The organism is Aquabacterium sp. (assembly GCF_041915145.1).
In the GTDB taxonomy this organism is placed as follows: domain Bacteria; phylum Pseudomonadota; class Gammaproteobacteria; order Burkholderiales; family Burkholderiaceae_C; genus Aquabacterium.
The window spans coordinates 1-24,793 of the sequence record NZ_JAYSBZ010000015.1 but is presented as its reverse complement, the minus strand read 5'-3'; the positions used below and the strand labels follow the sequence as shown (position 1 = coordinate 24,793).

Genomic DNA, 24,793 nt, shown 5'->3' with positions numbered 1-24,793 from the left:
CAGGCTCGATCGGGCAGAATCCACCGCCATGAAAAGGCTTGGGTCGATGCTGCTGGGCAGCTCGTGGTGCGTGTTGGCGTGGTTCGGTGGGGCCGGTGCGGCGTATGGCGCACATGCCTACGCCCAGTTTGGCGACATCCAATACCCGGCGGGGTTCGACCACTTCGGCTACGTCAACCCGGCGGCCCCCAAGCGCGGCACCATCACCCTGGTGGCCCCCACCATCGCCAGCAGCTTCGACAAATACAACCCGTTCACGCTCAAGGGCACCGAGCCGCCGGGCCTCGAAGGCCTGCTGTTCGACACCTTGCTCACCGGCAACTTCGACGAGCCCGCCACCGCCTACGGCCTGCTGGCTGACGACGTGCAGGTGGCCCCCGACCACCGCTCGGTGGTCTTCCACCTCAACCCTCAGGCGCGCTTTCACAACGGCGACCCCGTGCTGGCCGCCGACGTGAAGCATTCGTTCGACAAGCTCGCCAGCAAGGAGGCCGCACCGCAATACCGCGCCTACCTGGCCGATGTGGCGCGCGCCGAGGTGCTGGACGACCACCGCATCCGCTTCGAATTCAAGTCCGACAGCCGCGAGCTGCCGCTGATCGTGGGCGGCCTGCCGGTGTTCAGCCGCAAGTGGGGGCAGGTCAACGGCCAGCCCCGCCCGCTCGACCAGATCGTGATGGACGTGCCCATCGGCTCCGGCCCGTATCGCGTGGGCCGCGTCAACCTGGGCAAGGACATCACCTACGACCTCGACCCGCGCTACTGGGCACGCAACCTCAACGTGCGCAAGGGGCAATACAACTTCGAGCACATCACCTACCAGCTCTTCAAGGACAACACCGCCGCGTTCGAGGCCTTCAAGGCTGGCGAGTTCGACCTGATCCAGGCCTTCAGCGCCAAGGAGTGGGCGCGCTCGTATCAGGGCGGCAAGTTCAACAGTGGCGAGCTGATCAAGCGCGAGTGGCAGCACGGCAATGCCGTCGGCTTCCAGGGCTTCATCTTCAACACCCGGCTGCCCAAGTTCACCGACCCCCGCGTGCGCCGCGCCATCGGCCTGGCGATGGACTTCGAGTGGATGAACCGGCAGCTGTTCTACGGCGCCTACACCCGCTTGAGCGGCTACTTCACCAACAGCGATTTCGAAGCCAAGGGCCTGCCGGGGCCCGACGAGCTGGCCTTGCTGGAGCCGCTGCGTCGGCAACTCCAACCCCAGGTGTTCACCGAAGCCGTGCCCGCATCGCCCAGCACGGCGCCGCCCGGCTCGCTGCGGGCCAACCTGCGGCAGGCGCGCGACCTGCTCGCCCAGGCCGGCTGGACTTATCGCGACGGCGCCTTGCGCAATGCCCAGGGCGAGCCATTCACGATCGAGTTTCTCGACAACTCGGGCGGCATGGGGCGCGTGATCACGCCTTACATCGCCACGCTGGGCAAGCTGGGCATCCAGGCCAGCTACCGGGTGATCGACTTCGCGCTCTACGAAAAACGCATCAAGGCGTTCGAGTTCGAAATGATCAGCAGCCGCGTGATGGGCTCCACCGTGCCGGGCTCGGAGCTGCGTCTGCATTTCGACTCGCACGCCGCCGCCACGCCGGGCTCGTCCAACCTCGGCGGGGTGGCCAACCCGGTCGTCGATGCGCTGATCGACAAGGTGCTGGCCGCCACCAACCGGCCACAACTCGTGGCCGCCTGCCGGGCGCTCGACCGCGTGCTGCGCTACGGCTATTACATGGTGCCGCACTGGTATTCGCCGGTGCATCGCGTGGCTTACCGAGCGGGTCGCTTCGAGCAACCGCCCGTCACGCCGCGCTACTACCAGCCCGAAAGTTGGGTGCTCGACACCTGGTGGAGTCGCTGATCATGCTGGCCTACATCCTGCGCCGTTTGCTGTTGATGATCCCCACCTTGTTGGGCGTGCTCACGCTCACCTTCGTGGTGATTCAGTTCGTGCCCGGTGGTCCGGTCGAGCAGATGGTCTCGCAGCTCGAAGGCCACAACGCCGGGGGCGAAGCCGCTGCTGCGCGCACCGGTGGCTACCGCGGCCGTCAGGGCGTGGACCCGGCGCTGGTCGAAGACATCAAGAAGCTCTACGGCTTCGACAAGCCCGCGCCGGTGCGCTACTGGCTGATGCTCAAGTCCTTCGCCCGGTTCGACCTGGGCCAGAGCTTCTTCCACCACGAAGACGTCTGGCAGTTGGTCAAAAGCAAGATGCCGGTGTCGATCACGCTGGGCCTGTGGACCTTCTTCCTCAGCTACCTCATCTCGGTGCCGCTGGGCATCGCCAAGGCCGTGCGGGCCGGCTCGCGCTTCGATGCCGTCACCAGCCTGATCGTGCTCGTCGGTTACGCGATCCCGAGCTTCGTGCTGGGCGTGTTCCTGCTGGTGCTGTTCGGGGGCGGCAGCTTCTTGTCGTGGTTCCCGCTGCGCGGGCTCACCTCGCCCAATTGGGACCAGCTCAGCTGGGGCGCCAAGGTGGTGGACTACCTCTGGCACATCGCCTTGCCCGTCACCGCCAGCGTGGCCGGCAGCTTTGCCGTGATCACGATGCTGACCAAGAACGCCTTCCTGGACGAGATCCGCAAGCAATACGTGCTCACCGCGCGGGCCAAGGGGCTGGACGAGCGCAGCGTGCTCTGGAAGCACATGTTCCGCAACGCGCTCATCCCCATCGTCACCGGCTTTCCGGCAGCGTTCATCGGCGCCTTCTTCACCGGCTCGCTGCTGATCGAGACCCTGTTCTCGCTCGACGGCCTGGGCCTGCTGAGCTACGAGTCGGTCATCCGGCGCGACTACCCGGTGGTGCTCGGCACCTTGTATCTCTTCACCCTGATCGGCCTGGTGACCAAGCTGATCAGCGACCTGTGCTACGTGTGGGTCGACCCGCGCGTGAAATTCGATTGAGCGCCATGGCCGTTGCCTCGCACGATTCCACTGTCGCCACTGCCGCCGCTGTCGCCTCTGCGGCTCCCGCGCCGGCCTTGCCCGTGTCGCCCTCGCGGCGCATCTGGTTGCGCTTCAAGCAGCACCGTCTGGGCTACTGGAGCTTCATTGCTTTTTGCGCGCTGGTGCTCATCAGCCTCGGGGCCGAGCTCGTGTCCAACGACCGGCCCTTGCTGGTGCGCTACAGCGGCCACTGGTACGTGCCGCTGGTGCAAAACCTGCCCGAGACCACCTTCGGCGGCGACTTCACCACGCCCACCGATTACCTCGACCCGTTCATCGCCGAGCAATTCAAGCGGCCCGGCAATTGGGCGCTCTACGCCCCCAACCGCTACCACCACAAGACGATCAACTACTTCGGCAAATCGCCCAACCCGGCTGCGCCGTCGGCCGACAACTGGCTGGGCACCGACGACCGGGGGCGCGACGTGCTGGCGCGGCTCATCTACGGCTTTCGCATCTCGGCGCTGTTCGGCATCGCGCTCACGCTGATCGGCGTGGTGGTCGGCGTGGCCACCGGCGCGGTGCAGGGCTACTTCGGCGGCAAGACCGATCTGCTTTTTCAGCGCTTCATCGAGATCTGGGGCTCGATGCCCGAGCTCTATCTGCTCATCATCTTCGCCGCCATCTTCAGCCCCAGCGTCGGCCTGCTGTTGCTGCTGCTCAGCCTGTTCGGCTGGATGGGCTTGTCGGACTACGTGCGCGCCGAATTCCTGCGCAACCGCCAGCTCGATTACGTGCGCTCGGCGCGCGCGCTGGGCCTGTCGAGCGGGCAGATCATCTGGCGCCACGTGCTGCCCAACAGCCTGACCCCGGTGGTCACCTTCCTGCCGTTCCGCATGAGCGCGGCCATCGTCGCACTCACCTCGCTCGACTTCCTGGGCCTCGGCGTGCCGCCCGACACCCCCAGCCTCGGCGAGATGCTGTCGCAGGGCAAGAACAACATCGATGCGTGGTGGATCTCGCTGTCCACCTTCGGCGTGCTGGTCGTCACGCTGCTGCTGCTCACCTTCATGGGTGACGCGCTGCGCGATGCCCTCGACCCGCGCAAGGAGGTCGAAGCATGAACGACGCGTCGCGTGAGGTGCTGCTCGACGTGCGCGACCTGCGCATCCGCTTCGGCACCAAAGAGGTGGTGCACGGCATCAGCTTCGTGCTGCGCGCCGGCGAGAAGGTGGCGCTGGTCGGCGAGTCGGGCTCCGGCAAGACGATCTCGGCGCTGAGCCTGCTCAAGCTGGTGCCGCAGGCGCAGGTGAGCGGCTCGGCACATTTCGAATTTGGTCAGACGGCTCAGCGACGGGGGCGTCACGACCTGCTGAAGCTGTCTGAGCGCGAGCTGCAAGGCGTGCGCGGTCAGGACGTGGCCACGATCTTCCAGGAGCCGATGACGGCGCTCAACCCGCTGTTCGCCATCGGCGACCAGATCGCTGAGGTGGTCGAGCTGCATCAGCGGGTATCCCGCGCCGAGGCCTGGCAGCGCGCGGTCGAGCTGCTGGCCAGCACCGGCATCACCGAGGCCGAGCGGCGTGCGCGGGCCTATCCGCACCAGCTGTCCGGCGGGCAACGCCAGCGCGCCATGATCGCGATGGCGCTGGCCTGTCGCCCCAAGCTGCTGCTGGCCGACGAGCCCACCACCGCGTTGGACGTCACCGTGCGCCAGCAGATCCTCGGCTTGCTGGGCGACCTGCAACGTCAGACCCAGATGGCCGTGTTGATGATCACGCACGACCTCAACCTCGTGCGGCGTTTTGCCGACCGCGTGATCGTGATGGAGCGTGGCGTGCTGGTCGAAGAGGGGCCGGTCGACGAGGTCTTCGCGCGCCCGCAGCACCCCTACACCCGCAAGCTGCTCGACAGCCGCCCCGTGCTCGACGTCGTCGAGGTGCCCACCCAGGCCAGCGGGCAGCCGGTGCTGGCGGCGCAAGGCTTGCGCGTGGTCTACCCTACGCCGCTGCCCGGCCTGCGCGGCTGGTTCCAGCGCGGCGAGTTCGTCGCCCTCAAGGGGGCGGACTTCAGCCTGGCGCCCGGGCAAACCTTGGGCGTCATCGGCGAGTCCGGCTCAGGCAAATCGACCCTGGCGCTGGCCGCGCTGGGTTTGCAGGCCAGCCAGGGGCGGCTCACGGTGTCGGGCAAAAGCTGGCAAGGGCGCTCGAAGGCCGACCGCCCGTTGCGGCGCATCGTGCAGGTGGTGTTTCAAGACCCGTTCTCGTCTCTGTCGCCCCGCATGACGGTGGGCGAGCTGGTGGGCGAGGGCCTGGCGCTGCATCGCGCCGAGCTGAGCGCGGCGCAGCGGCAGCAGCAGGTGCTCGACACGCTGGCCGAGGTCGGGCTGAGCGAGGCGCAATTCCCGCGGCTGCTCGAGCGCTATCCGCACGAGTTCTCGGGCGGTCAGCGCCAGCGCATCGCCTTGGCGCGTGCCCTGGTGGTGCAACCGCAAGTGCTGGTGCTCGACGAGCCCACCAGCGCACTCGACGTCACGATCCAGAAGCAGATCCTGACGCTGCTGCAACGCCTGCAGCGCGAGCGCGGTCTGAGCTATCTGCTCATCACGCACGACGTGGAGGTGGTGGCCGCCCTGGCGCACCATGTGATCGTGGTCAAGGGCGGGGAGATCGTCGAGTCGGGCGAGGCGCTGGCGCTGCTGAAGGCGCCGCGCCACGACTACACCCGGACGCTGTTGGCTGCGGCGGTTCCGGTCGAGGCCTGATACGGCGCCGCCGCGTCAGGGCGCAACCAGAGGCCGGCGCCTTGCTCAGTCGCTGTCGGCGTTAGGATCTTCAATGGCGACGTGGCTGAAGCCGCCGTCAACGTAGACGATTTCAGCGCTGATGCCGCTGGCCAAGTCGGACAGCAAGAAGGCGGCGGCGTTGCCCACGTCCTCGATCGTCACCGTTCGACGGATCGGCGTGGACGCGGCGAACGCGGTGAGCAGCTTGCCGAAGTCCTTGATGCCGGACGCCGCCAGCGTCTTGATCGGGCCGGCCGACAGACCGTTGACGCGAATGCCCTTGGGGCCCAGGCTGCGCGCCAGGTAGCGCACGCTGGCTTCAAGCGAAGCCTTGGCCAGGCCCATCGTGTTGTAGTTCGGGATGGCGCGCACCGCGCCCATGTAGCTCAGCGTCAGCAGCGCGGCACCGGGCGCCAGATGCGGAAAGGCAGCTTTGGCCAGCGCAGGGAAGCTGTAGGCCGAAATATCGTGCGCGATGCGGAAGTTCTCGCGCGTCAGGCCTTCCAGAAAGTCGCCGGCGATTGCCTCGCGTGGAGCAAAGCCGATCGAATGCACAAAGCCATCGAAGGTTGGCCAGGTCTTGCTGAGGTCGGCAAACATCTGGTTGATCTGCTCGTCGCTGCCGACGTCGCAATCGAAGATCAGTTCGGAGTCGAACTCCCTGGCAAATTCGGTGATGCGATCCTTGAAACGCTCTCCCACGTAGCTGAACGCCAACTCGGCGCCTTCGCGCCTGCAAGCCTTGGCAATGCCATAGGCTATCGAACGGTTGGACAACAGCCCGGTGATGAGCAGCCGCTTGCCGGCTAGAAAACCCATATCGTCTCCGACTCTCTTAGAAACAAGCCGGCCATTTTGGCATGGCGCTTTGCGATTTCATGACAGAGAAGGTCGGCTGCGTCGTCATTCCCGGGTATGTTGCTTGCTCCAACGGCTTTGACACGCTAAAATCGCGTTTTCGCTATATAATCATTGCTGTCTGGCGCAAAAAATGGGCGGAGCAATCCAGCCCTTTTTTTTTGCTCGACGGCTTTTGTATTGGCCGCCGTTGCTCGCGGCCTTTTGGCGTAGTCAACTCAAACACGTAGGCATAAGGAGCCCGGTCGCATTCATGCAGCGATCTTCTCGACCCCCTCGCGCAAAGGATTCCAGCGCAAAACAGCGGACTGCCTCGCGCAGTGCGCGTGGTGCACGGCGCGCGGATCGTCCCGCGCCGGTTGCGGCAGAGGCAGATTCGGATCGTCTGGTTGCAGTGAATCCGTCCGGCAGTTGGCTCAGGAGTGTCGAGCAGACGGTTGCAGGTTTCGGATACGACCTGATCGACTGCGAGCGCAGTGGTCATGGGCTATTGCGGATTTATATCGACCGCATTCCAGGTCAGGTCTACGACACCGGGCCGGGTGAGAGCATCACGGTTGACGACTGCGAAAGGGTGACGAGGCAACTCCAATACGTGCTGGAAGTCGATGCCTGCGATTACAGCCGGCTCGAAGTGTCGTCACCAGGCTTGGATCGCCCGCTCAAGAAACCGGCCGATTTCGTCCGGTTTGCGGGTGGTGAGGTCGAAATCACCTTGAAGCTGGTGTTTCAAGGCCGCAAGAAGTACCGAGGTGTGCTGCAGGCCGAGGGCGAAGGTTGGCAGCTCATTTTTAACGATGGCAAGCAGGACCAAGTGCTTGGCTTCACGTTGGACGAAATACGCGAGGCACGCTTGGTGCCCGTGGTGAATTTCAAAAAGAGCCGTGGTCGCAGCGCTGAAGAGGGTGCTGCGTCCGGCGATGGACAGGAAACCGGAGGTCGTGAGGAATGAACCGCGAACTGTTGATGCTGGTGGATGCGATTTCGCGCGAAAAGAGCGTTGACCGCGAAGTGGTCTTTGGCGCTGTCGAGTCGGCTCTGGCTCAGGCGACCAAGCGTCTGCATGGCGGCGCAGAAGTCGATATTCGGGTGTCGATCGACCGCGAAAGCGGTGAATACGAAACCTTCCGCCGCTGGCACGTGGTGCCCAACGAGGCCGGCCTGCAGATCCCGGATGCCGAGATTCTGCTGTTCGAAGCGCAGGAGCAGATTGCCGATATCGAAGTCGACGACTACATCGAGGAGCCGGTCGAGTCGGTGCCCATCGGGCGCATCGGTGCGCAGGCCGCCAAGCAGGTCATCCTGCAGAAGATCCGCGATGCCGAACGCGAGCAACTGCTCAACGATTTTCTGGCTCGCGGTGAAAAGATTTTCGTCGGCACCGTCAAGCGTCTGGACAAGGGTGATGTGATCGTCGAGAGCGGGCGTGTCGAAGGCCGCCTGAAGCGCAACGAGATGATCCCGAAAGAGAATCTGCGATCGGGCGACCGCGTGCGTGCCTACATCGCCGAGGTGGATCCCACGGCACGCGGCCCGCAGATCATGCTGTCGCGCAGCGCGCCGGGGTTCATGATCGAGTTGTTCCGCCAGGAAGTTCCTGAAGTCGAGCAAGGGTTGCTGGAGATCAAGAGCTGTGCTCGTGACTCGGGTTCCCGTGCCAAGATCGCGGTGCTCTCGCACGACAAGCGTGTCGATCCGATCGGTACCTGCGTCGGCGTGCGCGGCTCGCGCGTCAATGCCGTGACCAATGAACTGGCTGGCGAGCGCGTCGACATCGTGCTTTGGTCGGAAGACCCGGCGCAGTTCGTGATCGGTGCGCTGGCGCCGGCGAACGTGCAATCGATCGTGGTAGACGAGGAGCGTCACGCCATGGACGTGGTGGTTGATGAGGAAAACCTCGCCATCGCCATCGGCCGTGGAGGCCAGAACGTGCGTCTGGCATCCGAGCTCACGGGCTGGCGCATCAACATCATGACGGCCGAGGAGTCCGAGCAGAAGCAAGCTCAGGAGTCCGACGTCACCCGCAAGCTCTTCGTCGAGAAACTCGACGTCGACGAAGAAGTGGCAGACATCCTGATCGCCGAAGGTTTCACTAGCCTCGAAGAAGTGGCCTACGTGCCGCTGCAAGAGATGCTTGAAATCGAATCATTCGACGAGGACACCGTCAATGAGCTGCGCACCCGTGCCAAGGACGCGCTGTTGACGATGGAAATCGCCAAGGAAGAAGAGGTCGAGTCGGTATCGCAAAATCTGCGCGGCCTTGAAGGCCTGACCGCCGAGCTGATCGCCAGCTTGGCGGATTCGGGCATCCACACCCGCGACGATCTCGCCGATCTGGCGGTGGATGAACTCACCGAGATCACTGGCGTGGACGAGGCCCAGGCGCGCGCACTCATCATGAAGGCGCGCGAGCACTGGTTTACCGCCTGATATCGATCACGCATACCGTTAATCACCGCACCCGCAAGTACATCGCAAGGACAAGACAATGGCCGTGACCACCGTCGCACAATTCGCCGCGGAACTCAACCGCCCGGCTGCGACACTGCTGGAGCAGCTTCATTCGGCTGGCGTGGCCAAGGCCTCGTCGGAGGATGTGCTCACGGAAGCCGACAAGGAGCGTCTGCTGGATCATCTGCGCAGTGCTCACGGCACGGCTGCCGGTGAGCGCAAGAAGATCACGCTGACTCGCAAGTCGACCACCGAAATCAAGCAGGCCGATGCCTCAGGCAAGGCGCGCACCATTCAGGTGGAGGTGCGCAAGAAGCGAGTATTCGTCAAGCGCGATGAATCGGCGGGTGGCGACGAGTCGGCTGCGAAGGCTGCTGCGGATGCTGCCGAATTGGTGCGCCGCGAGGAAGAAGCCAATCGACAAGCCGAACTGCTGCGCCAGCAAGAGGCCGAACTGGCTGAAAAGCGACGTTTGCGTGAGGAAGAAGAGCGCCTCAAGCAGGAAGAGGCAGCACGTGTCGCCGCTGAAGCTGCTGAGCAGGCTGCGCGAGAAAAGGCTGCCCGTGAAGCGGCCGCTGAGGCAGCACAGCCTGAACCAGCTGCTCCCGTGGCTGCAGCGGCTCCTGCGGTAGCACCGGTGGCCGAGGTACCTGAGGTCAAGCCTGCTGTTCGCGTGGTGAAGGCGGCTGATATCGAGGCCGAAGAAAAGCATCGTCTAGCCGAGCTGGAAAAGCGCCGCAAGGCCGCCGAGGCTGAAGCTGCGGCGATTCGCGCCATGATGTCCGCGCCGAAGAAGGTGTTGACGGCCAAGAAGCCCGAGGACGACAAACCCAAGACCGAAGCAGGCAAGGACGGTATCAAGGGCACCATCCACAAGCCTAAGGCCGGTGCTCCCGGTGCTGGCGCGGCAGCAGCCGGCACGGCCAAGCCGGGTGACAAAAAGGCGGTCAAGTCCGAGAAGTTGTCCTCGAGCTGGGCTGACGACGCGGCCAAGAAGCGTTCTGCGGCAGGACTCAAGTCTCGCAACGACGCTCCGGCTGGAGCGTCGCGTAACGGCTGGCGCGCACCCAGCAAGGGTGGTCGCAAGGGCGACCGGGGTGAAGCTGCCTCGACTTTCGTGGCGCCCACCGAGCCGCAAGTTTACGAAGTGCACGTGCCCGAGACGATCAGTGTGGCCGATCTGGCGCACAAGATGTCCGTCAAGGCATCGGAAGTCATCAAGCAATTGATGAAGCTGGGCCAGATGGTCACCATCAACCAGCAGCTCGACCAGGAGACCGCGATGATCGTGGTCGAGGAAATGGGTCACAAGGCGCTGGCCGCCAAGCTGGATGACCCCGAAGCGTTCCTTGAAGAGACCGAGGAGCATCAGTCCGAAGCCATGTCTCGTGCGCCGGTCGTGACCGTGATGGGTCACGTCGACCACGGCAAGACCTCTCTGCTCGACTACATCCGCACCACGCGCGTGGCGGCGGGCGAAGCCGGCGGCATCACGCAGCACATCGGCGCCTATCACGTCGACACGCCGCGCGGCATGATCACCTTCCTCGATACCCCGGGTCACGAGGCCTTCACGGCCATGCGTGCTCGCGGCGCCAAGGCCACCGACATCGTGATCCTGGTGGTCGCGGCCGACGACGGCGTGATGCCGCAGACGAAGGAAGCGATCCACCACGCAAAGGCCGCTGGTGTGCCGCTGGTCGTGGCGATCAATAAGATCGACAAGCCGGGCTCCAACCTCGACCGCGTCAAGCAGGAGCTGGTCGCCGAAGAGGTCGTGCCCGAAGAGTACGGCGGCGATTCGCCGTTCGTGCCGGTGTCGGCCAAGACTGGCGAAGGCATCGACAGCCTGCTCGAACAAGTGCTGCTGCAAGCCGAAGTGCTGGAGCTGACCGCGCCGAAAGATGCATTCGCCAAGGGGCTTGTCATCGAGGCGCAGCTCGACAAGGGCCGTGGCCCGGTCGCGACCGTGCTGGTGCAGTCGGGCACGCTCAAGCGCGGCGACGTGGTGCTGGCCGGTTCCAGCTATGGCCGCGTGCGCGCCATGCTCGACGAGAACGGCAAGTCGACTCAAGAGGCTGGCCCGTCGATCCCGGTCGAAATTCAAGGCTTGTCCGACGTGCCGCTGGCCGGCGATGAATTCATCGTGCTGGGCGACGAACGCCGTGCCCGCGAAATCGCGACCTTCCGTCAAGGCAAGTACCGCGACGTGAAGCTGGCCAAGCAACAGGCCGCGAAGCTCGAGAACATGTTCGAGAACATGGGCCAGGGCGACGTGCAGATGCTGCCGTTGATCATCAAGGCCGACGTGCAGGGTTCGCAAGAAGCGCTGGGCCAGTCGCTGCTCAAGCTGTCCACCGACGAGGTCAAGGTACAGATCGTGCACTCGGCCGTGGGCGGCATCAGCGAGAGCGACGTCAACCTCGCTATCGCGTCGAAGGCCGTCATCATCGGCTTCAACACCCGTGCCGATGCCAATGCCCGCAAGCTGGCCGAGCACAACGGTGTCGATGTCCGCTACTACAACATCATTTACGACGCGGTCGACGAGATCAAGGCGGCGATGTCGGGCATGTTGGCTCCCGAGCAGCGCGAGGAAGTTATCGGCATGGCCGAGATTCGCCAGGTCTTCAAGGCCTCGAAGATCGGGTCGATCGGCGGTTGCATGGTGCTGTCTGGCGTGATCCGCCGCAATGCGCGCCTGCGTCTGCTGCGCGACAACGTGGTCGTCTTCACGGGCGAGCTGGAGTCGCTGAAGCGTTTCAAGGATGACGTCAAGGAAGTCAAGGAAGGCTTCGAGTGCGGCCTGAACATCAAGAACTACAACGACATCGCCGAGGGCGATCACTTGGAGTTCTTCGAGATCAAGGAAGTCGCGCGCGCGCTTTAATTCGACTGATATTGCACGCCCCGGCCTGCCGGAGTCTGCCCAGACCCCGCCCTCGCGAGATGGCGGGGTTTGTGCTTGAAAAGGGGCCTGCGGAGTTTCATCATGCGACACAAACGATCCACCCCCAATCGCGGCTACCGCGTGGCTGACCAGATCCAGCGCGATCTGGCCGAGTTGCTGCGCGATCTGAAAGATCCCCGCATCGGCATGGTCACGCTCAACAACGTCGAGGTGACGCCTGACTACGCCCATGCCAAAGTCTTTTTTTCGGTGCTGATCGGCAATCCGCAGGAATGCGAAGCCGCGCTCAACGAGGCTGCGGGTTTCTTGCGCAATGGCTTGTTCAAGCGCTTGCAGATCCACACCGTGCCGACGCTGCACTTTCACTTCGACAAAACCACCGAGCGCGCGGCTGAATTGAGTGCGCTGATCGTGCAGGCCAACGCTACGCGCGCCAAGGACGACTGAACCAGCCGCTTGATGTTCGGACGATATCCGCCATGACGACGCTCGATCCCGCCATCACTGCTCCCGCCGAGGCTGGCGTGGGTGGCGGCGTGCGTGCGCCGCGCGTCAAGCGGGTGCGCCGGGCGGTGCACGGCGTGTTGCTGCTTGACAAGCCGCTGGGCTGGTCGAGCAACGACGCCCTGCAGAAGGTGAAGTGGCTGCTGCGTGCCGAGAAGGCGGGCCACACCGGCACGCTCGATCCGCTGGCCACCGGCCTGTTGCCGCTGTGCTTTGGCGCGGCCACGAAGTTTTCGCAAGTCAGTCTGGATGCCGACAAGACCTATCGCGCAACGCTGCGCCTGGGGCAGACCACGACCACCGGCGATGCCGAGGGCGAGGTGGTGATCGACCGCCAGGATCGTGTCACCGCCGTCACGCCGCAGGCGCTGGACGCCGCGCGTTCGGCGATGCTGGGCGAGATCGATCAGGTGCCGCCGATGTATTCGGCGCTCAAGCACGAAGGCAAGGCACTGTACGAATACGCTCGCGCCGGGGTCGAGATCGAGCGCGAAGCGCGACGCGTGAGCATCCACAAGCTTGACATCTTGAGCTGGCACGCTGACGCGCTGGAGATCGAGGTGTGCTGCAGCAAGGGCACCTACGTGCGTACCTTGGCGCAAGACCTGGGTGAGCACTTGGGTTGCGGGGCGCATTTGACGGCACTGCGGCGCACGGGAAGCGGGCCTCTGAGCGTGGCTCAAGCCGTGACCCTGGACGCCTTGATCGAGATGGATGAGGCGCAGCGCGAGGCCTTGCTGATGCCGCCCGATGCTTTGCTGGGCGACTGGCCATCGGTTGAGTTGGCGGATGCCGAAGCAGGGCGTTTTCTGTCCGGTCTGCGGCGTCGGGTGACGTTGCCGGATGCCCCCGCCGTGCGGGTGTACGGGTCTGCGCCGCGCGTCTTGCTGGGAAGCGCCCACATCAAGGCTGGCGAGTTGATTCCGACGCGTCTGCTGAGTCCGGTTGAAGTGCAAGGCTTGTCGGGCCGGCAGGCATTGCCGCAGCCCCTCTGAATTCGTAGTTTTCAGTTTTCAAAGTTAGCGAGATCCGCAAGGAACAAGAACATGAGTACCCAAATTCGCAACATCGCGATCATTGCCCACGTTGACCACGGCAAGACCACCATGGTGGACCAACTGCTGCGCCAGTCGGGCACCTTTGCCGAGCACGAGAAGGTCGTTGACACGGTGATGGACAACAACGCCATCGAACGCGAGCGTGGCATCACCATCCTGGCCAAGAACTGCGCCGTGAGCTGGAAGGGCACGCACATCAACATCGTCGATACCCCGGGCCACGCGGACTTCGGCGGCGAAGTGGAGCGTGCGCTGTCGATGGTCGATGGCGTGGTACTGCTGATCGACGCGCAAGAAGGCCCGATGCCGCAAACGCGCTTCGTGACCAAGAAGGCGCTGGCGCTGGGCCTCAAGCCCATCGTGGTCGTCAACAAAGTGGACAAGCCGGGCGCCAAGCCGGACGCCGTGATCAACGCCGCGTTCGACCTGTTCAACAAGCTGGGGGCCACCGACGAGCAGCTGGACTTCCCGGTGGTCTACGCCTCGGGCATCAACGGCTGGTCGTCGCTCGAAGAGGGCGAGCCGGGCGCGCAGTGGGGCCCCGACATGTCGGCGCTTTTCGAGACGGTTCTCAAGCACGTGCATCCGCACAATGGCAGCCCCGATGCCCCCCTGCAGCTGCAGATTTCGGCGCTGGACTACAACAGCTTCGTCGGCCGCATCGGCGTGGGCCGCATCAACGCCGGCAAGATCAAGCCCGGCATGGACGTGCTGGTGATGGAAGGCCCCGAGGGCAAGTCGGTCAAGGGCCGCATCAACCAGGTGCTGACCTTCCAGGGGCTCGATCGCGTGCAGGTCACGGAGGCCGGCCCGGGCGAGATCGTGTTGGTCAACGGTATCGAAGAGCTCGGCATCGGCGTGACCGTGACCGCCCCGGCCAACCCGACGCCGTTGCCCATGCTGAAGGTGGACGAGCCCACGTTGACCATGAACTTCTGCGTGAACACCTCGCCGCTGGCGGGCCGCGAAGGCAAGTTCGTGACCAGCCGTCAGATCTGGGATCGTCTGCAGAAAGAGCTGCAGCACAACGTGGCGCTGCGCGTGTCCGAAACCAGCGAAGACGGCATCTTCGAGGTGTGCGGTCGCGGCGAACTGCACCTGACCATCCTGCTCGAAAACATGCGCCGCGAAGGCTACGAGCTCGCCGTGTCCAAGCCCCGCGTGATGTTCAAGGACATCGACGGCGTGAAGTGCGAGCCGATGGAGCTGGTGACCGCCGACGTCGAAGAAATCCACCAGGGTGGCGTGATGCAGGCGCTGGGCCTGCGCAAGGGCGAAATGATCAATATGGAGCCGGACGGCCGCGGCCGCGTGCGCCTCGAGTACCGCATCCCGGCTCGCGGCCTGATCGGCTTCAGCAATGAATTCCTGAACCTCACGCGGGGCTCGGGTCTGATCGCGTCGATCTTCGACGGCTACGAGCCGCACAAGGGCGAGATCGGCGGCCGCAAGAACGGCGTGCTGATCTCGATGGACGACGGTGAAATCTTCACCTATGCCCTGGGCAAGCTGGACGATCGCGGCCGCATGTTCGTCAAGGCCAACGACCCGGTCTACGAGGGCATGATCGTCGGCATCCACAGCCGCGACAACGATCTGGTGGTGAACGCGACCCGCACCAAGCAGCTCACCAACTTCCGCGTGTCGGGCAAGGAAGACGCCATCAAGATCACGCCGCCGATCGACCTGACGCTCGAATACGGCGTGGACTTCATCGACGACGACGAATTGGTCGAGATCACGCCCAAGAGCATCCGCCTGCGCAAGCGCTACCTCAAGGAGCATGAGCGCAAACGCGCTTCGCGCGAAGGCCAGGCCTGATTCATCGAGGCTTGGGTTCGGGGGCCGCTCCTGCGAAGGGGCGGCCCTTTTTCTTTTCTGGATGCTGCCTTGATCGAGAAGGATGCACGCTGTTTCCTGCATCGCTGGACGCTCCCCCGAATACCAGGGGGGTGCTGCCTTTGATTTTCTGAACGGCTTGGCCCACCATACTCAAGCCAGAAAATGATCGCTGCTATATCAGGCTTTATTGAGTAGAGTCCAGCTACGCGCGGTGAATAATTGAATCCAGATGATTCCAGGTGGGGCAATATGGGCAGTGATCGGAATGCAGCTCAGGGCGAGGAACGTTCGTCATTTCATGCACGTTCTGCGCTGGCGAGTCGGAGTCTGATCGATGTGCTGCCGCACATGCCGGCATCGGTCAGTCTGACTTGGCTGACTGAAGCCAGGCCTTTGCCTGCGTCTGTCTCTCAAGCTGGAAGGCTGGATTCGGCGGTCGCGCTGGCCGCGTGGTTGCTTGTGCTGGATCGTCTGCGCGGCGACGAGCGGGTGGGCGTCTGCCTGGATGCGAGCTGGTTGACGGTAGCCGTGCCGAGGCAGGGCACGGTGGCGGATTTTCTGGCGCGCGTGCGAGCAGAAATATCGCGCGTCTCGGCCGACGTGCCTGCCGATGCAGAGGTCGCCTGGTTCGGTTCGCCGGGCGCTGCCGGCAGCCCGGTTTGGCCAGACGGCGTCTGGCTCCAAGTTGGCTTGGGCGCAGACGGGGCCTCGCTGGTGGCCCGCTATCGCTCGCCCCTGCTGGAGGTCGGCATCGTGCGGGTCTTGCTGGCGGCGTGGGAGCGTGCGCTCGTGGCGTGCCAGGGCGATGCGTCTGGTGCGTTGGCTGCGGTCACGGTGCTGGCGGCAGCCGAGATCGGTCGGCCAGCGGCGCAGGATACCGAGTGGGCTTACACCGGGCCCATGGCGGTGGCGGATCGCTTTGCGGCGATGGTGCGGCAGCATGCGGGCAAGCAGGCGCTGCTGTGGGCCGACGGTGGGCGGATGAGCTACGCCGAGCTGTACCAGGCGTCTCGCAAGGTGGCCGATGCGCTGCTGGACGCTGGCGTGCGTGCCGGTGAGGTGGTGGCGGTGGGGTTGCCCCGATCGGCGGACAGCATCGTGGCCATTTTGGGCGTGTTGCGTGCCGGGGCGGCCTATCTCCCGGTGGACATGGCTTATCCGGTTGACCGCCTGCGGTTCATGTTCGGTGACGCGGGTGTGCGCTTTTTGCTGGGGCAGGGCGGTGGCGGCGAACCGCTGGCCAGCGCCCTGGGCGTCAGGCTGATGGCCATTGACCAATTGCCTCACGGGCCCCACGCGTCCAGCCGGCCGGAACCCACCTCGACCGGCGATGCGCTGGCGTACGTGATGTACACGTCCGGCTCCACTGGCACGCCCAAGGGCGTGGAAATCTGCCAGCGCTCCATCGTCCGGCTGGTTTGCGAGGCGCGATACATGCGTCTGGACGACAGCGTGGTCATGCTGCATGCCGCTCCATTGGGCTTTGACGCGTCGACGCTGGAGGTGTGGGGGCCGCTGCTCAATGGCGGCACCTGCGTGTTGCATGCGGAGCACGTGCCGACCGGGCCCGGGCTGGCGCGCACGATCGGGGCGCACGGCGTGCGTGCCGCCTGGTTGACCGCCGCCTTGTTCAATGCCGTGGTGGACGACGACCCTCGGCATCTGTCCGGGTTGAGCGAGCTGCTGATCGGGGGAGAGGCCCTGTCCATCGATCATGTGCGTCGCTTCATCATGGCCGCGCCGCAGACCACTTTGATCAATGGCTATGGCCCGACCGAGACCACGACGTTCGCGTTGACGCACCGGATTCGCTTGCAGGAGCTGGATGCCGCGCGCTCGGTGCCGATCGGGCGCCCCATCACGCAGACCGCGCTGTACATCCTCAACAGTCGCGGGGAGCAGGTTCCGGCGGGCATCGTGGGCGAGCTGTACATCGGCGGGCTGGGCGTGGGGCGTGGTTACCTCGGGCGGCCCGCGCTCACCGCGGAACGTTTTGTGCCCAACCCCTTCGCCCAGGGGGCCTCGAAGGATGGCGATCGTCTGTATCGCACCGGAGATCTGGTGCGGTTGCTGGACGATGGTTCGGTGGAGTTCATCGGTCGCGCCGATGGACAGGTGAAGATCCGTGGTTTTCGCATCGAGCTGGGCGAGATCGAGGCAGCGCTGGCCGAGCATCCGGCGGTGAAGGCTTGCGCGGTGCTCGCCCGCACGGAGCCGGATCGCGGCACCGAGCTGGTGGCCTACGTGGTGCCGCGCGACGACGACTGGGCTCCGGCTGCGCTGCGGCAGCATCTGGCCGAGCGCCTGCCGGAGTTCATGATCCCCGCGCATTGGGTGCGACTGGATGCCTTGCCGGTCACCGCCAACGGCAAATTGGACCGGCGCGCCCTGCCGGCGCCGCGCCGGGCGCGACCCGATCACCTGACGCAGCCCTATATCAGCCCGCGGCAGGGCCTGGAGCGGGACGTCGCCCAGGTGTTCGCCAGAGCGTTGGGCATCGACCGCGTGGGGGCGCTGGACAACTTCTTCGACCTGGGCGGCAACTCGCTGCTCATCATGAAGGCCTTCCATGCCCTCCAGGCAGCCGGCCATCAGGGCGTGTCGGTGGCCACCCTGTTCGCCTCGCCCACCGCGCGGGGCATCGCTCGCGCCTTGTCCTCGGACGGCGCCGCACGGCCATCGGGCGAGCCCGGGCGCGATGTCAGCCAGGCGGGCGCCGAGCCGATTGCCATCGTGGGCATGGCCGGACGCTTTCCGGGGGCGGCGGATATCGAGTCCTTCTGGCAACTGCTGGACGAAGGCCGCGATGCGATCCGGTTCTTCAGTTCGAGCGAGCTCGATGCATCCATCCCGACCGAGCTGAGGTCGGACCCTCAATACGTCGCGGCGCGCGGGGTGGTGGACGGGGTCGATCTGTTCGACGCGGCCTTCTTCGGCATCACCCCCAAGGAAGCCGAGTTGATGGACCCGCAGCATCGGGTGTTCCTCGAGCTGTGCTGGGAATGCCTGGAGCGGGCGGGCCATGTGCCCGAGAAGGCGGCAACCAGCATCGGCGTGTTTGCCGGCATGTACAACGCCAGCTACTTCCAGCGGCATGTGCTGGCCCACCCCGACAAGGTGGCGCGCCTGGGCGAGTTCCAGGTCATGCTGGCCAACGAGAAGGACTACATCGCCACACGCGTCGCGCACAAGCTGAATCTGACCGGCCCGGCCGTCAGCGTGCACACCGGCTGCTCGACGTCGCTGGTGGCCATCGCCCAGGCTTTCGACGCGCTGCGCGGCGGGCAATGCGGCATGGCCTTGGCGGGTGGATCGTCGATCACGTGTCCGCCCAACAGCGGGTATCTGTACCAGGAAGGCTCGATGTTGTCGCCCGATGGGCACACCCGGACGTTCGATGCCGACGCGCAGGGCACGGTGTTTTCCGATGGCGCCGCGGTCGTGTTGCTCAAGCGGCTGTCCGACGCGGTGGCCGACGGCGACACGATTCACGCGGTGATCCGTGGCGTGGCCATCAACAACGACGGCGCCGACAAGGCCAGCTTCACCGCGCCCAGCGTGGAAGGGCAGGCCGCGGTGGTGCGCGCGGCGCTGGCTCACGCCGGGGTCGGTGCCCGCGAAATTTCATACGTGGAGGCGCACGGCACGGCCACGCCGCTGGGGGATCCCGTCGAGGTGGCGGCCATCACGCAGGCTTACCGCGCGCACACGGACGACACGGCGTATTGCACGATCGGCTCGCTCAAGAGCAACGTGGGGCACATGGTGATCGCGGCCGGAGCCGCGGGCGTGATCAAGACCGCGCTGGCGTTGACGCACGAACGCCTGCCGGGCACCGTGCACTTCAAGCAACCCAACCCGAAGATCGATTTCGCCGGCAGCCCGTTCGTCGTCAGGCCGACTTCGACCGCGTGGCCGCGCGGATCGCGCGCCCGCCTGGCCGGCGTCAGCTCTTTCGGCGTCGGCGGAACCAACGCCCATGCCGTGCTGCAAGAGGCGCCCTTGCCAGCAGCTTCGTCGCCCGGCGAGGGGCCGCAGCTGCTGCGGCTGTCGGCGCGCTCGGCTGCGTCATTGCAGCAGGCCGTCGCGCGCCTGGCTGACCATCTGGCGCAACACCCCGAGCTCGACCTCGCCGACGTGGCGCACACGCTGGATGTCGGGCGACGTGATTTCAGCCACCGCACCCACGTGGTGGCGGAATCCTTGCCGCAAGCCATCGAGGCCCTGCGGCAACCAGACGGAGCGCTTGCCAGGGCCAAGGCCATGCCCTCGACCGAGCCCGCGCCGGTGCTGATGTTCCCCGGGCAAGGCGCCCAGTACGCCGGCATGGGGCGCGTGCTGGAGGCGGGGGTGGCCGCGTTCCGCGAGGCCTTCAACGAATGCGCGGACGCGCTCGCCGGGCATCTGTCGTTCGACCTGCGCGCCGTGATGTTCGGCGACGACCCGGCGCCCTTGGCCCAGACCGAAGTCACGCAGCCCGCCACCTTCTGCCTCGAATATGGCTTGGCGCGCGCCTGGCTGGCGCAAGGCTTGCAGCCGGCCGCCTTGATCGGGCACAGCGTGGGTGAGTTCGTGGCGGCCGTGATCGCGGGGGTCATGTCCTTGCAGGACGCGGCAAGGCTGGTGGCGAGGCGCGGCGCGCTGATCCAGGCCTTGCCGGCCGGCACCATGCTCACGGTCAGGCTGCCGGCGGCGGAGCTCGAACCCCAGTTGCCCGCGCACGTGCAACTGGCCGCCGAGAATGGCCCGACGGCCTGCGTGGTGGCCGGCCCGACCGATGCGATCGAAGGCTTCGCGCGGACGCTGGAAGCGCGCGGCGTCGTGGTGCGCCGGCTTCAGACCTCCCACGCTTTCCACTCGGCCATGATGGCGCCCGCCGTGTCGCCATTTGAAGAGGCCGTCGGCACCATCCGGCTGTCGCCGCCGCGCATTCGCATCGCATCGACCCTGACCGGCCGCTGGCTGACCGATGCCGAGGCGACCGACCCTCGCTACTGGGGGCGCCACCTGCGCGAAACCGTGCGCTTCTCGCCAGCCGTGCGGCTGGTGCAGGCCGAGCTGGGCAACCCGGTGTTCATCGAGGCCGGGCCCCGGTCGACCTTGTGCGCGCTGGTTCGCCAGCACCGCGGCGCGCAGGGCGTGCCGCTGGCCGTCGCCAGCCTGGCCGACGCGCCGGGCCTGGAGCTGCGCAGCCTCGCGGATGCCGCGGGGCAACTCTGGGCCCTGGGCGCCGGCGTGCCCTGGCCGGCGTGGCCGCCGCGGGGTCGCCGTCGGGTCATCCTGCCCAGTTACGCTTTTGAGCGCCAACGTTATTGGGTGGAGGCCGCCGCGCGCGCGCCGCAGCCCCTTGCCCCCTTGATTTCGACATCCTCCGCAGAGACCGCCATGACTGTTAACGCACCCACCCCCGCCGCCAATCGGCAACCGGCCCTTGTGCAACGCCTGCGCGGCCTGTTCGAGGACGTGTCCGGGTTCGAGCTGGCCGACGCCGATGCGGACGCCTGCTTCGTCGAGCTGGGCCTGGATTCGCTCACGCTGACCCAGGTCGCCTTGCAGCTGAAAAAGACCTTCGCGCTGAACGTCACGTTCCGTCAGCTGATGGAAACCTACCGCAGCTTCAACGCGCTGGCCGCGTTCCTGGATCAGAGCCTGCCGCCAGAAGCCGCTCCCGAGGCTTCCGCGACGGCATCGGTTGTCGCCTCCGTGGCGCAGCCGCTTGCGGTGCAGCCGGCGCGGCTGGCGGTGCCAGCGATGGCGCCTGCTGCGGCCGGCGCGCCCTTCGTCCAGCACATCATCCAGCAGCAGATGCAGTTGATGGCCCAGCAACTGGCCTTGCTGCAAGGTCAACCGGCGAGCGTCATGCCGGCGCCTGCGGCCGTCGCCCCGGTTGCCGCCCCGGTTGCAGCACCGGTTGCAGCACCGGTTGCCCAGGCGGCGCAACCGGCGGGTGGCGCCAGCGATGACGAGGCCGCCCTGGTGCACCGCACCTACGACGTCAAGAAGGCGTTCGGGGCCATCGCGCGCATTCACACCTCCGGCGCCGAGATGAGCGAGCGGCAGCGTGCCCGCCTGGACGCTTTCATGAAGCGCTACATCGACAAGACCAGGCGCTCCAAGGCCTACACCATCGAGCATCGGCCGCATCTGGCCGACCCGCGCGTGGTCAACGGTTTCCGTCCGCAGCTCAAGGAAATCATCTACCAGATCGTCATCGAGCGGTCCAAGGGCGCCCGCATGTGGGACCTGGATGGCAACGAGTATGTGGACGCGCTCAACGGCTTCGGCATGAGCCTCTTCGGCTGGCAGCCGGACTTCATCGTGGAGGCCGTCAAGAAGCAGCTCGACAGCGGCTACGACATCGGGCCGCAGCACCCGCTGGCCGGCGAGGTCGCCAAGCTGATCTGCGAATTGACCGGGTTCGACCGCGCCGGGCTGTGCAACACCGGCTCCGAGGCGGTCATGGGTTGCGTTCGCATTGCCCGCACGGTGACGGGGCGCAGCAAGATCGTGATGTTCGCGGGCGCCTACCACGGCATCTTCGACGAGGTGATCGTGCGGGGCACCAAGAAGCTCAAGTCGGTGCCCGCCGCGCCCGGCATCATGCCGAACACGGCCGAGAACGTGGTGGTTCTGGATTACGGCACGCCCGAGACCCTGCAATGGCTCAAGGACAACGCCAGCGAGCTGGCCGCCGTGCTGGTCGAGCCCGTGCAGAGCCGGCGCCCCGACTTCCAGCCCAAGGAATTCCTGCGCGAGTTGCGCGCGCTCACCGAGCAGTCCGGCACCTTGCTGATCTTCGACGAGGTGGTCACCGGCTTTCGCAGCCACCCCGGCGGCATCCAGTCGCTGTTCGGCATCCGCGCCGATCTGGGCTCGTACGGCAAGGTGGTGGGCGGCGGCTTCCCCATCGGCGTGATCGCCGGCAAGCGCGAGTACATGGACGCGCTCGATGGCGGCCACTGGGACTATGGCGACGACTCCATCCCGACGGTGGGCGTCACGTATTTCGCGGGCACGTTCGTTCGACACCCCCTGGCGCTGATTGCCGCCAAGGCGGTACTGGAGCACGTCAAGCGTGAGGGGCCGGAGCTGCAGGCGGCCCTGACGCGCCGGACGGCCGCCATGGTCGACGAGCTCAACGCCTACTGCCGCGAGGTGGGGGCTCCCATCGTGCTCAAGAGCTTCTCGTCCGTCTGGAAGGTGTTCTTCGACGAGGATCATCCCCTGCAGGATCTGCTGTTCGCGATGATGCGCAACCGCGGCGTGCACATCCTCGACAATTTCCCCTGCTTCATGACCACGGCGCACACGGCCGAAGACATCGCCGTCATCAAGACGGCCTTCAAGGAGGCCGTGGCCGAGTTGCAGGAAGCCGACTTCCTGCCCCGCAACGTCAAGGCGCAGGCCGTGGCCTTCGACGCGTCGCGCCCCCCCGTTCCTGGCGCGCGACTCGGACGCGACGCCGAGGGCAAGCCCGCCTGGTTCGTGGCCAATCCCGAAGTGCCCGGCAAATACATCAAGGTTGAGACCCCATGAGCAACGAGCAAGGCGCGCCCCGCCTGATCGAGGTTGACTACGATCCCTTTGCCAGCCCCGAGCTGACGCGGGCCGTCCCCACCACCGAAGCGCAGCGCGAGTTGTGGCTGGCGGATCAGCTGGGGCGCGAGGCCTCGCTGGCGTACAACGAGTCGGTGTCCTTGTACATGCAGGGGCCGCTCGATTTGCCGGCGCTGGAAAACGCCCTGCTGGCCCTGGCCGATCGGCACGAGGCCCTGCGCTCGACGTTCAGCGCCGATGGCCTGAGCCTGATGATCGCGGCGCGAGGCAGTCTGCAGGCGCAGGTGAAAGACCTGTCGGCCCTGCCGCCCGACGAGCAGGCCGAGGCGCTGGAGGCCCTGCGGGCCGAGGCGGTCGAGACGCCGTTCAACCTGCTGGAAGGCCCGCTGGCGCGCGCGGTGCTGGCGCGCGTGTTGCCGCAGCGCCATGAGCTGATCCTCACCGGGCACCACATCGTGTGCGACGGCTGGTCGTTCGGCGTGCTGTCCACCGAGCTGATGACGCTCTACGGCAATTTCGTCGGTGGAGGCAGCGCCGATTCGCTGCCCTTCGCCGAGAGTTTCGGCGACTACGCGCTGGCGCAAGCCCAGGCAGAGCACGTCGCCACCGCCGAGGCCGACACCCAGTGGTGGGTGCGCCAGTACGCCGGCGCCATGCCCGCTCTTGACCTGCCCGCCGATCGCCCTCGCCAGGCGATGCGGGGTTTCGCGTCCTTGCGCGAAGATCTGGTGATCGACTCCGCCCTCGCCGATGCCGTGCGCAAGCTGGGCGGCCGGCAAGGCACCAGTCTCTTCGTCACCCTGTTCAGCGTGTTCGGCGCCTTGATGGCCCGCCTGTCGGGGCAGGACGAGGTGGTCATCGGCGTGCCGGCGGCGGGCCAGTCGGCTGCGGGGCAGCACGCCCTGGTTGGGCATTGCGTGCAACTGCTGCCCATCCGCATGGCGGCCGATCTGTCTCGCCCGTTCGCCGATCTGATGGCCGAGGCCCGCACGCGGGTGCTGGACGCCTACGAACATCAGGCCTGCACCTTCGGCCAGCTGCTCAAGAAGCTGCACGTGCCGCGCGACCCGAGCCGCCTGCCGCTGGTGTCGGTGATGTTCAACCTGGATCAGGCCATTCCCAGCAAGGACTTGTCTCTGGGCGGTCTGACGGTCGATCTGCGCGGCAACCCCCGTCATTTCGAGAACTTCGAGCTGTTTCTGAACGCCAGCCAGAGTGGCGACGACATCGTGCTGGAGTGCCAGTACAACACCGACCTGTTTGACGGCGAGACGGCTCGGCGCTGGTTGCAGCTCTACCGCGAAGCCCTGGAGCGTCTGGTGGTCGATGCCCGGCAACCGGCCCGCCTGGTGATGTCGCCCGCGGCGTCGGATCTGGCCTTGCTGTCGCGCTTCAACCGCACCGCGATGGACTACGAGCGCGGGCTGCGCGTGGAGCAACTGGTTGCCCGACAGGCACAGGCCACGCCCGACGCGGTGGCGGTGGTGGCCGGCGACCGTCGTCTGACCTATCGGGCGCTGGATCAGGCGTCCAACGCCGTGGCGCAGGCCCTGCAGTCCAAGGGCGTGCGACCGGGCGATCTGGTGGGGCTCTACTGCGGGCGCAACGAGCACATGCTCGTCGGACTGCTCGGGGCGCTCAAGGCCGGGGCGGGCTACGTGCCGATGGATCCCTCGTTCCCGCTGGATCGGCTGACCTACATGAGCGAGGACGCGCAGCTGCGCTGCATCCTCGGCGACCGCTGCGTCAACGAGGCCTGGCCCTTTGCGCACATCGCCCCCTTGTTCATCGAAGACAGCGGGCGCGCCGACGCCCCGCCGGCCATCAGCGCCGGCGCGAACGATCCGGCTTACGTCATCTACACGTCCGGCACCACCGGCAGGCCCAAGGGCGTGGTGGTTCACCAGCAAGCGGTGGTCAATTTCCTGACCAGCATGGCGCGGGAGC

At 65.9% G+C, this 24,793-nt stretch carries 13 protein-coding genes; 12 read left to right on the top strand and 1 reads right to left on the bottom strand.

The genetic code is table 11. The features are described 5' to 3' along the window. The first annotated feature begins 28 nt into the window (after positions 1-28). The 4 genes from ACE3SS_RS04615 to ACE3SS_RS04600 are packed head-to-tail and all read left to right on the top strand — an operon-like array spanning position 29 to position 5,644. Positions 29-1,855: an extracellular solute-binding protein gene (locus tag ACE3SS_RS04615; RefSeq protein WP_374591830.1), complete on the top strand. Its 1,827-nt coding sequence runs from the start codon at positions 29-31 to the stop codon at positions 1,853-1,855. A 2-nt stretch (positions 1,856-1,857) separates the two neighbouring features. Further along, positions 1,858-2,898 carry a microcin C ABC transporter permease YejB gene (locus ACE3SS_RS04610; protein WP_374591874.1) on the top strand — a complete coding sequence of 347 codons (1,041 nt, stop codon included), beginning with the start codon at positions 1,858-1,860 and terminating at the stop codon, positions 2,896-2,898. A gap of 5 nt (positions 2,899-2,903) precedes the next feature. Then, a complete protein-coding gene (locus ACE3SS_RS04605) occupies positions 2,904-4,004 on the top strand; it encodes an ABC transporter permease (RefSeq protein ID WP_374591828.1) in 1,101 nt (366 codons plus the stop codon). Continuing rightward, entirely contained in the window at positions 4,001-5,644 is a 1,644-nt protein-coding gene (locus ACE3SS_RS04600) for an ABC transporter ATP-binding protein (RefSeq protein ID WP_374591826.1), read from the top strand. The genes ACE3SS_RS04605 and ACE3SS_RS04600 overlap by 4 nt, the downstream gene beginning before the upstream one ends. A gap of 45 nt (positions 5,645-5,689) precedes the next feature. On the opposite strand, the gene fabI is transcribed toward ACE3SS_RS04600, so the two are convergent. Then, a complete protein-coding gene (gene fabI, locus ACE3SS_RS04595) occupies positions 5,690-6,484 on the bottom strand; it encodes an enoyl-ACP reductase FabI (protein ID WP_374591824.1) in 795 nt (264 codons plus the stop codon). Between the two features lie 433 nt (positions 6,485-6,917). Here fabI and rimP point away from each other — a divergent pair, with 433 nt between their 5' ends. From rimP to ACE3SS_RS04555, 8 genes are all read left to right on the top strand, one after another. Further along, complete coding sequence (gene rimP / locus ACE3SS_RS04590; RefSeq protein WP_374591872.1) at positions 6,918-7,475, top strand: ribosome maturation factor RimP; 558 nt, start codon at positions 6,918-6,920, stop codon at positions 7,473-7,475. Then, positions 7,472-8,953 carry a transcription termination factor NusA gene (gene nusA / locus ACE3SS_RS04585; RefSeq protein ID WP_374591822.1) on the top strand — a complete coding sequence of 494 codons (1,482 nt, stop codon included), beginning with the start codon at positions 7,472-7,474 and terminating at the stop codon, positions 8,951-8,953. The genes rimP and nusA overlap by 4 nt, the downstream gene beginning before the upstream one ends. A gap of 58 nt (positions 8,954-9,011) precedes the next feature. Continuing rightward, a complete protein-coding gene (infB, locus tag ACE3SS_RS04580) occupies positions 9,012-11,864 on the top strand; it encodes a translation initiation factor IF-2 (protein ID WP_374591820.1) in 2,853 nt (950 codons plus the stop codon). A 102-nt stretch (positions 11,865-11,966) separates the two neighbouring features. Then, positions 11,967-12,332 (top strand): 30S ribosome-binding factor RbfA, encoded by a 366-nt coding sequence (gene rbfA / locus ACE3SS_RS04575; protein ID WP_374591818.1) that lies wholly within the window; start codon positions 11,967-11,969, stop codon positions 12,330-12,332. Between the two features lie 32 nt (positions 12,333-12,364). Further along, the gene (truB, locus tag ACE3SS_RS04570) at positions 12,365-13,384 is read left to right on the top strand and encodes a tRNA pseudouridine(55) synthase TruB (protein ID WP_374591816.1); all 1,020 of its coding nucleotides are present in this window, start codon (positions 12,365-12,367) and stop codon (positions 13,382-13,384) included. 51 nt (positions 13,385-13,435) lie between these two features. After that, on the top strand, positions 13,436-15,268 hold the full coding sequence (typA, locus tag ACE3SS_RS04565; protein WP_374591814.1) for a translational GTPase TypA: 1,833 nt from the start codon (positions 13,436-13,438) through the stop codon (positions 15,266-15,268). A 480-nt stretch (positions 15,269-15,748) separates the two neighbouring features. Next, a complete protein-coding gene (locus ACE3SS_RS04560; RefSeq protein WP_374591812.1) occupies positions 15,749-22,825 on the top strand; it encodes an amino acid adenylation domain-containing protein in 7,077 nt (2,358 codons plus the stop codon). Then, the coding region (locus tag ACE3SS_RS04555) for a condensation domain-containing protein (protein WP_374591810.1) at positions 22,822-24,793 on the top strand (1,972 nt) is incomplete at its 3' end. The genes ACE3SS_RS04560 and ACE3SS_RS04555, both read left to right, overlap by 4 nt.

Coding starts and splice junctions, on each gene's coding strand:
- ACE3SS_RS04605 (WP_374591828.1), top strand. CDS start 2,904: ATGGCCGTTGCCTCGCACGATTCCACTGTCGCCACTGCCGCCGCTGTC.
- truB (WP_374591816.1), top strand. CDS start 12,365: ATGACGACGCTCGATCCCGCCATCACTGCTCCCGCCGAGGCTGGCGTG.
- infB (WP_374591820.1), top strand. CDS start 9,012: ATGGCCGTGACCACCGTCGCACAATTCGCCGCGGAACTCAACCGCCCG.
- nusA (WP_374591822.1), top strand. CDS start 7,472: ATGAACCGCGAACTGTTGATGCTGGTGGATGCGATTTCGCGCGAAAAG.
- typA (WP_374591814.1), top strand. CDS start 13,436: ATGAGTACCCAAATTCGCAACATCGCGATCATTGCCCACGTTGACCAC.
- ACE3SS_RS04610 (WP_374591874.1), top strand. CDS start 1,858: ATGCTGGCCTACATCCTGCGCCGTTTGCTGTTGATGATCCCCACCTTG.
- ACE3SS_RS04615 (WP_374591830.1), top strand. CDS start 29: ATGAAAAGGCTTGGGTCGATGCTGCTGGGCAGCTCGTGGTGCGTGTTG.
- rbfA (WP_374591818.1), top strand. CDS start 11,967: ATGCGACACAAACGATCCACCCCCAATCGCGGCTACCGCGTGGCTGAC.
- ACE3SS_RS04600 (WP_374591826.1), top strand. CDS start 4,001: ATGAACGACGCGTCGCGTGAGGTGCTGCTCGACGTGCGCGACCTGCGC.
- fabI (WP_374591824.1), bottom strand. CDS start 6,484: ATGGGTTTTCTAGCCGGCAAGCGGCTGCTCATCACCGGGCTGTTGTCC.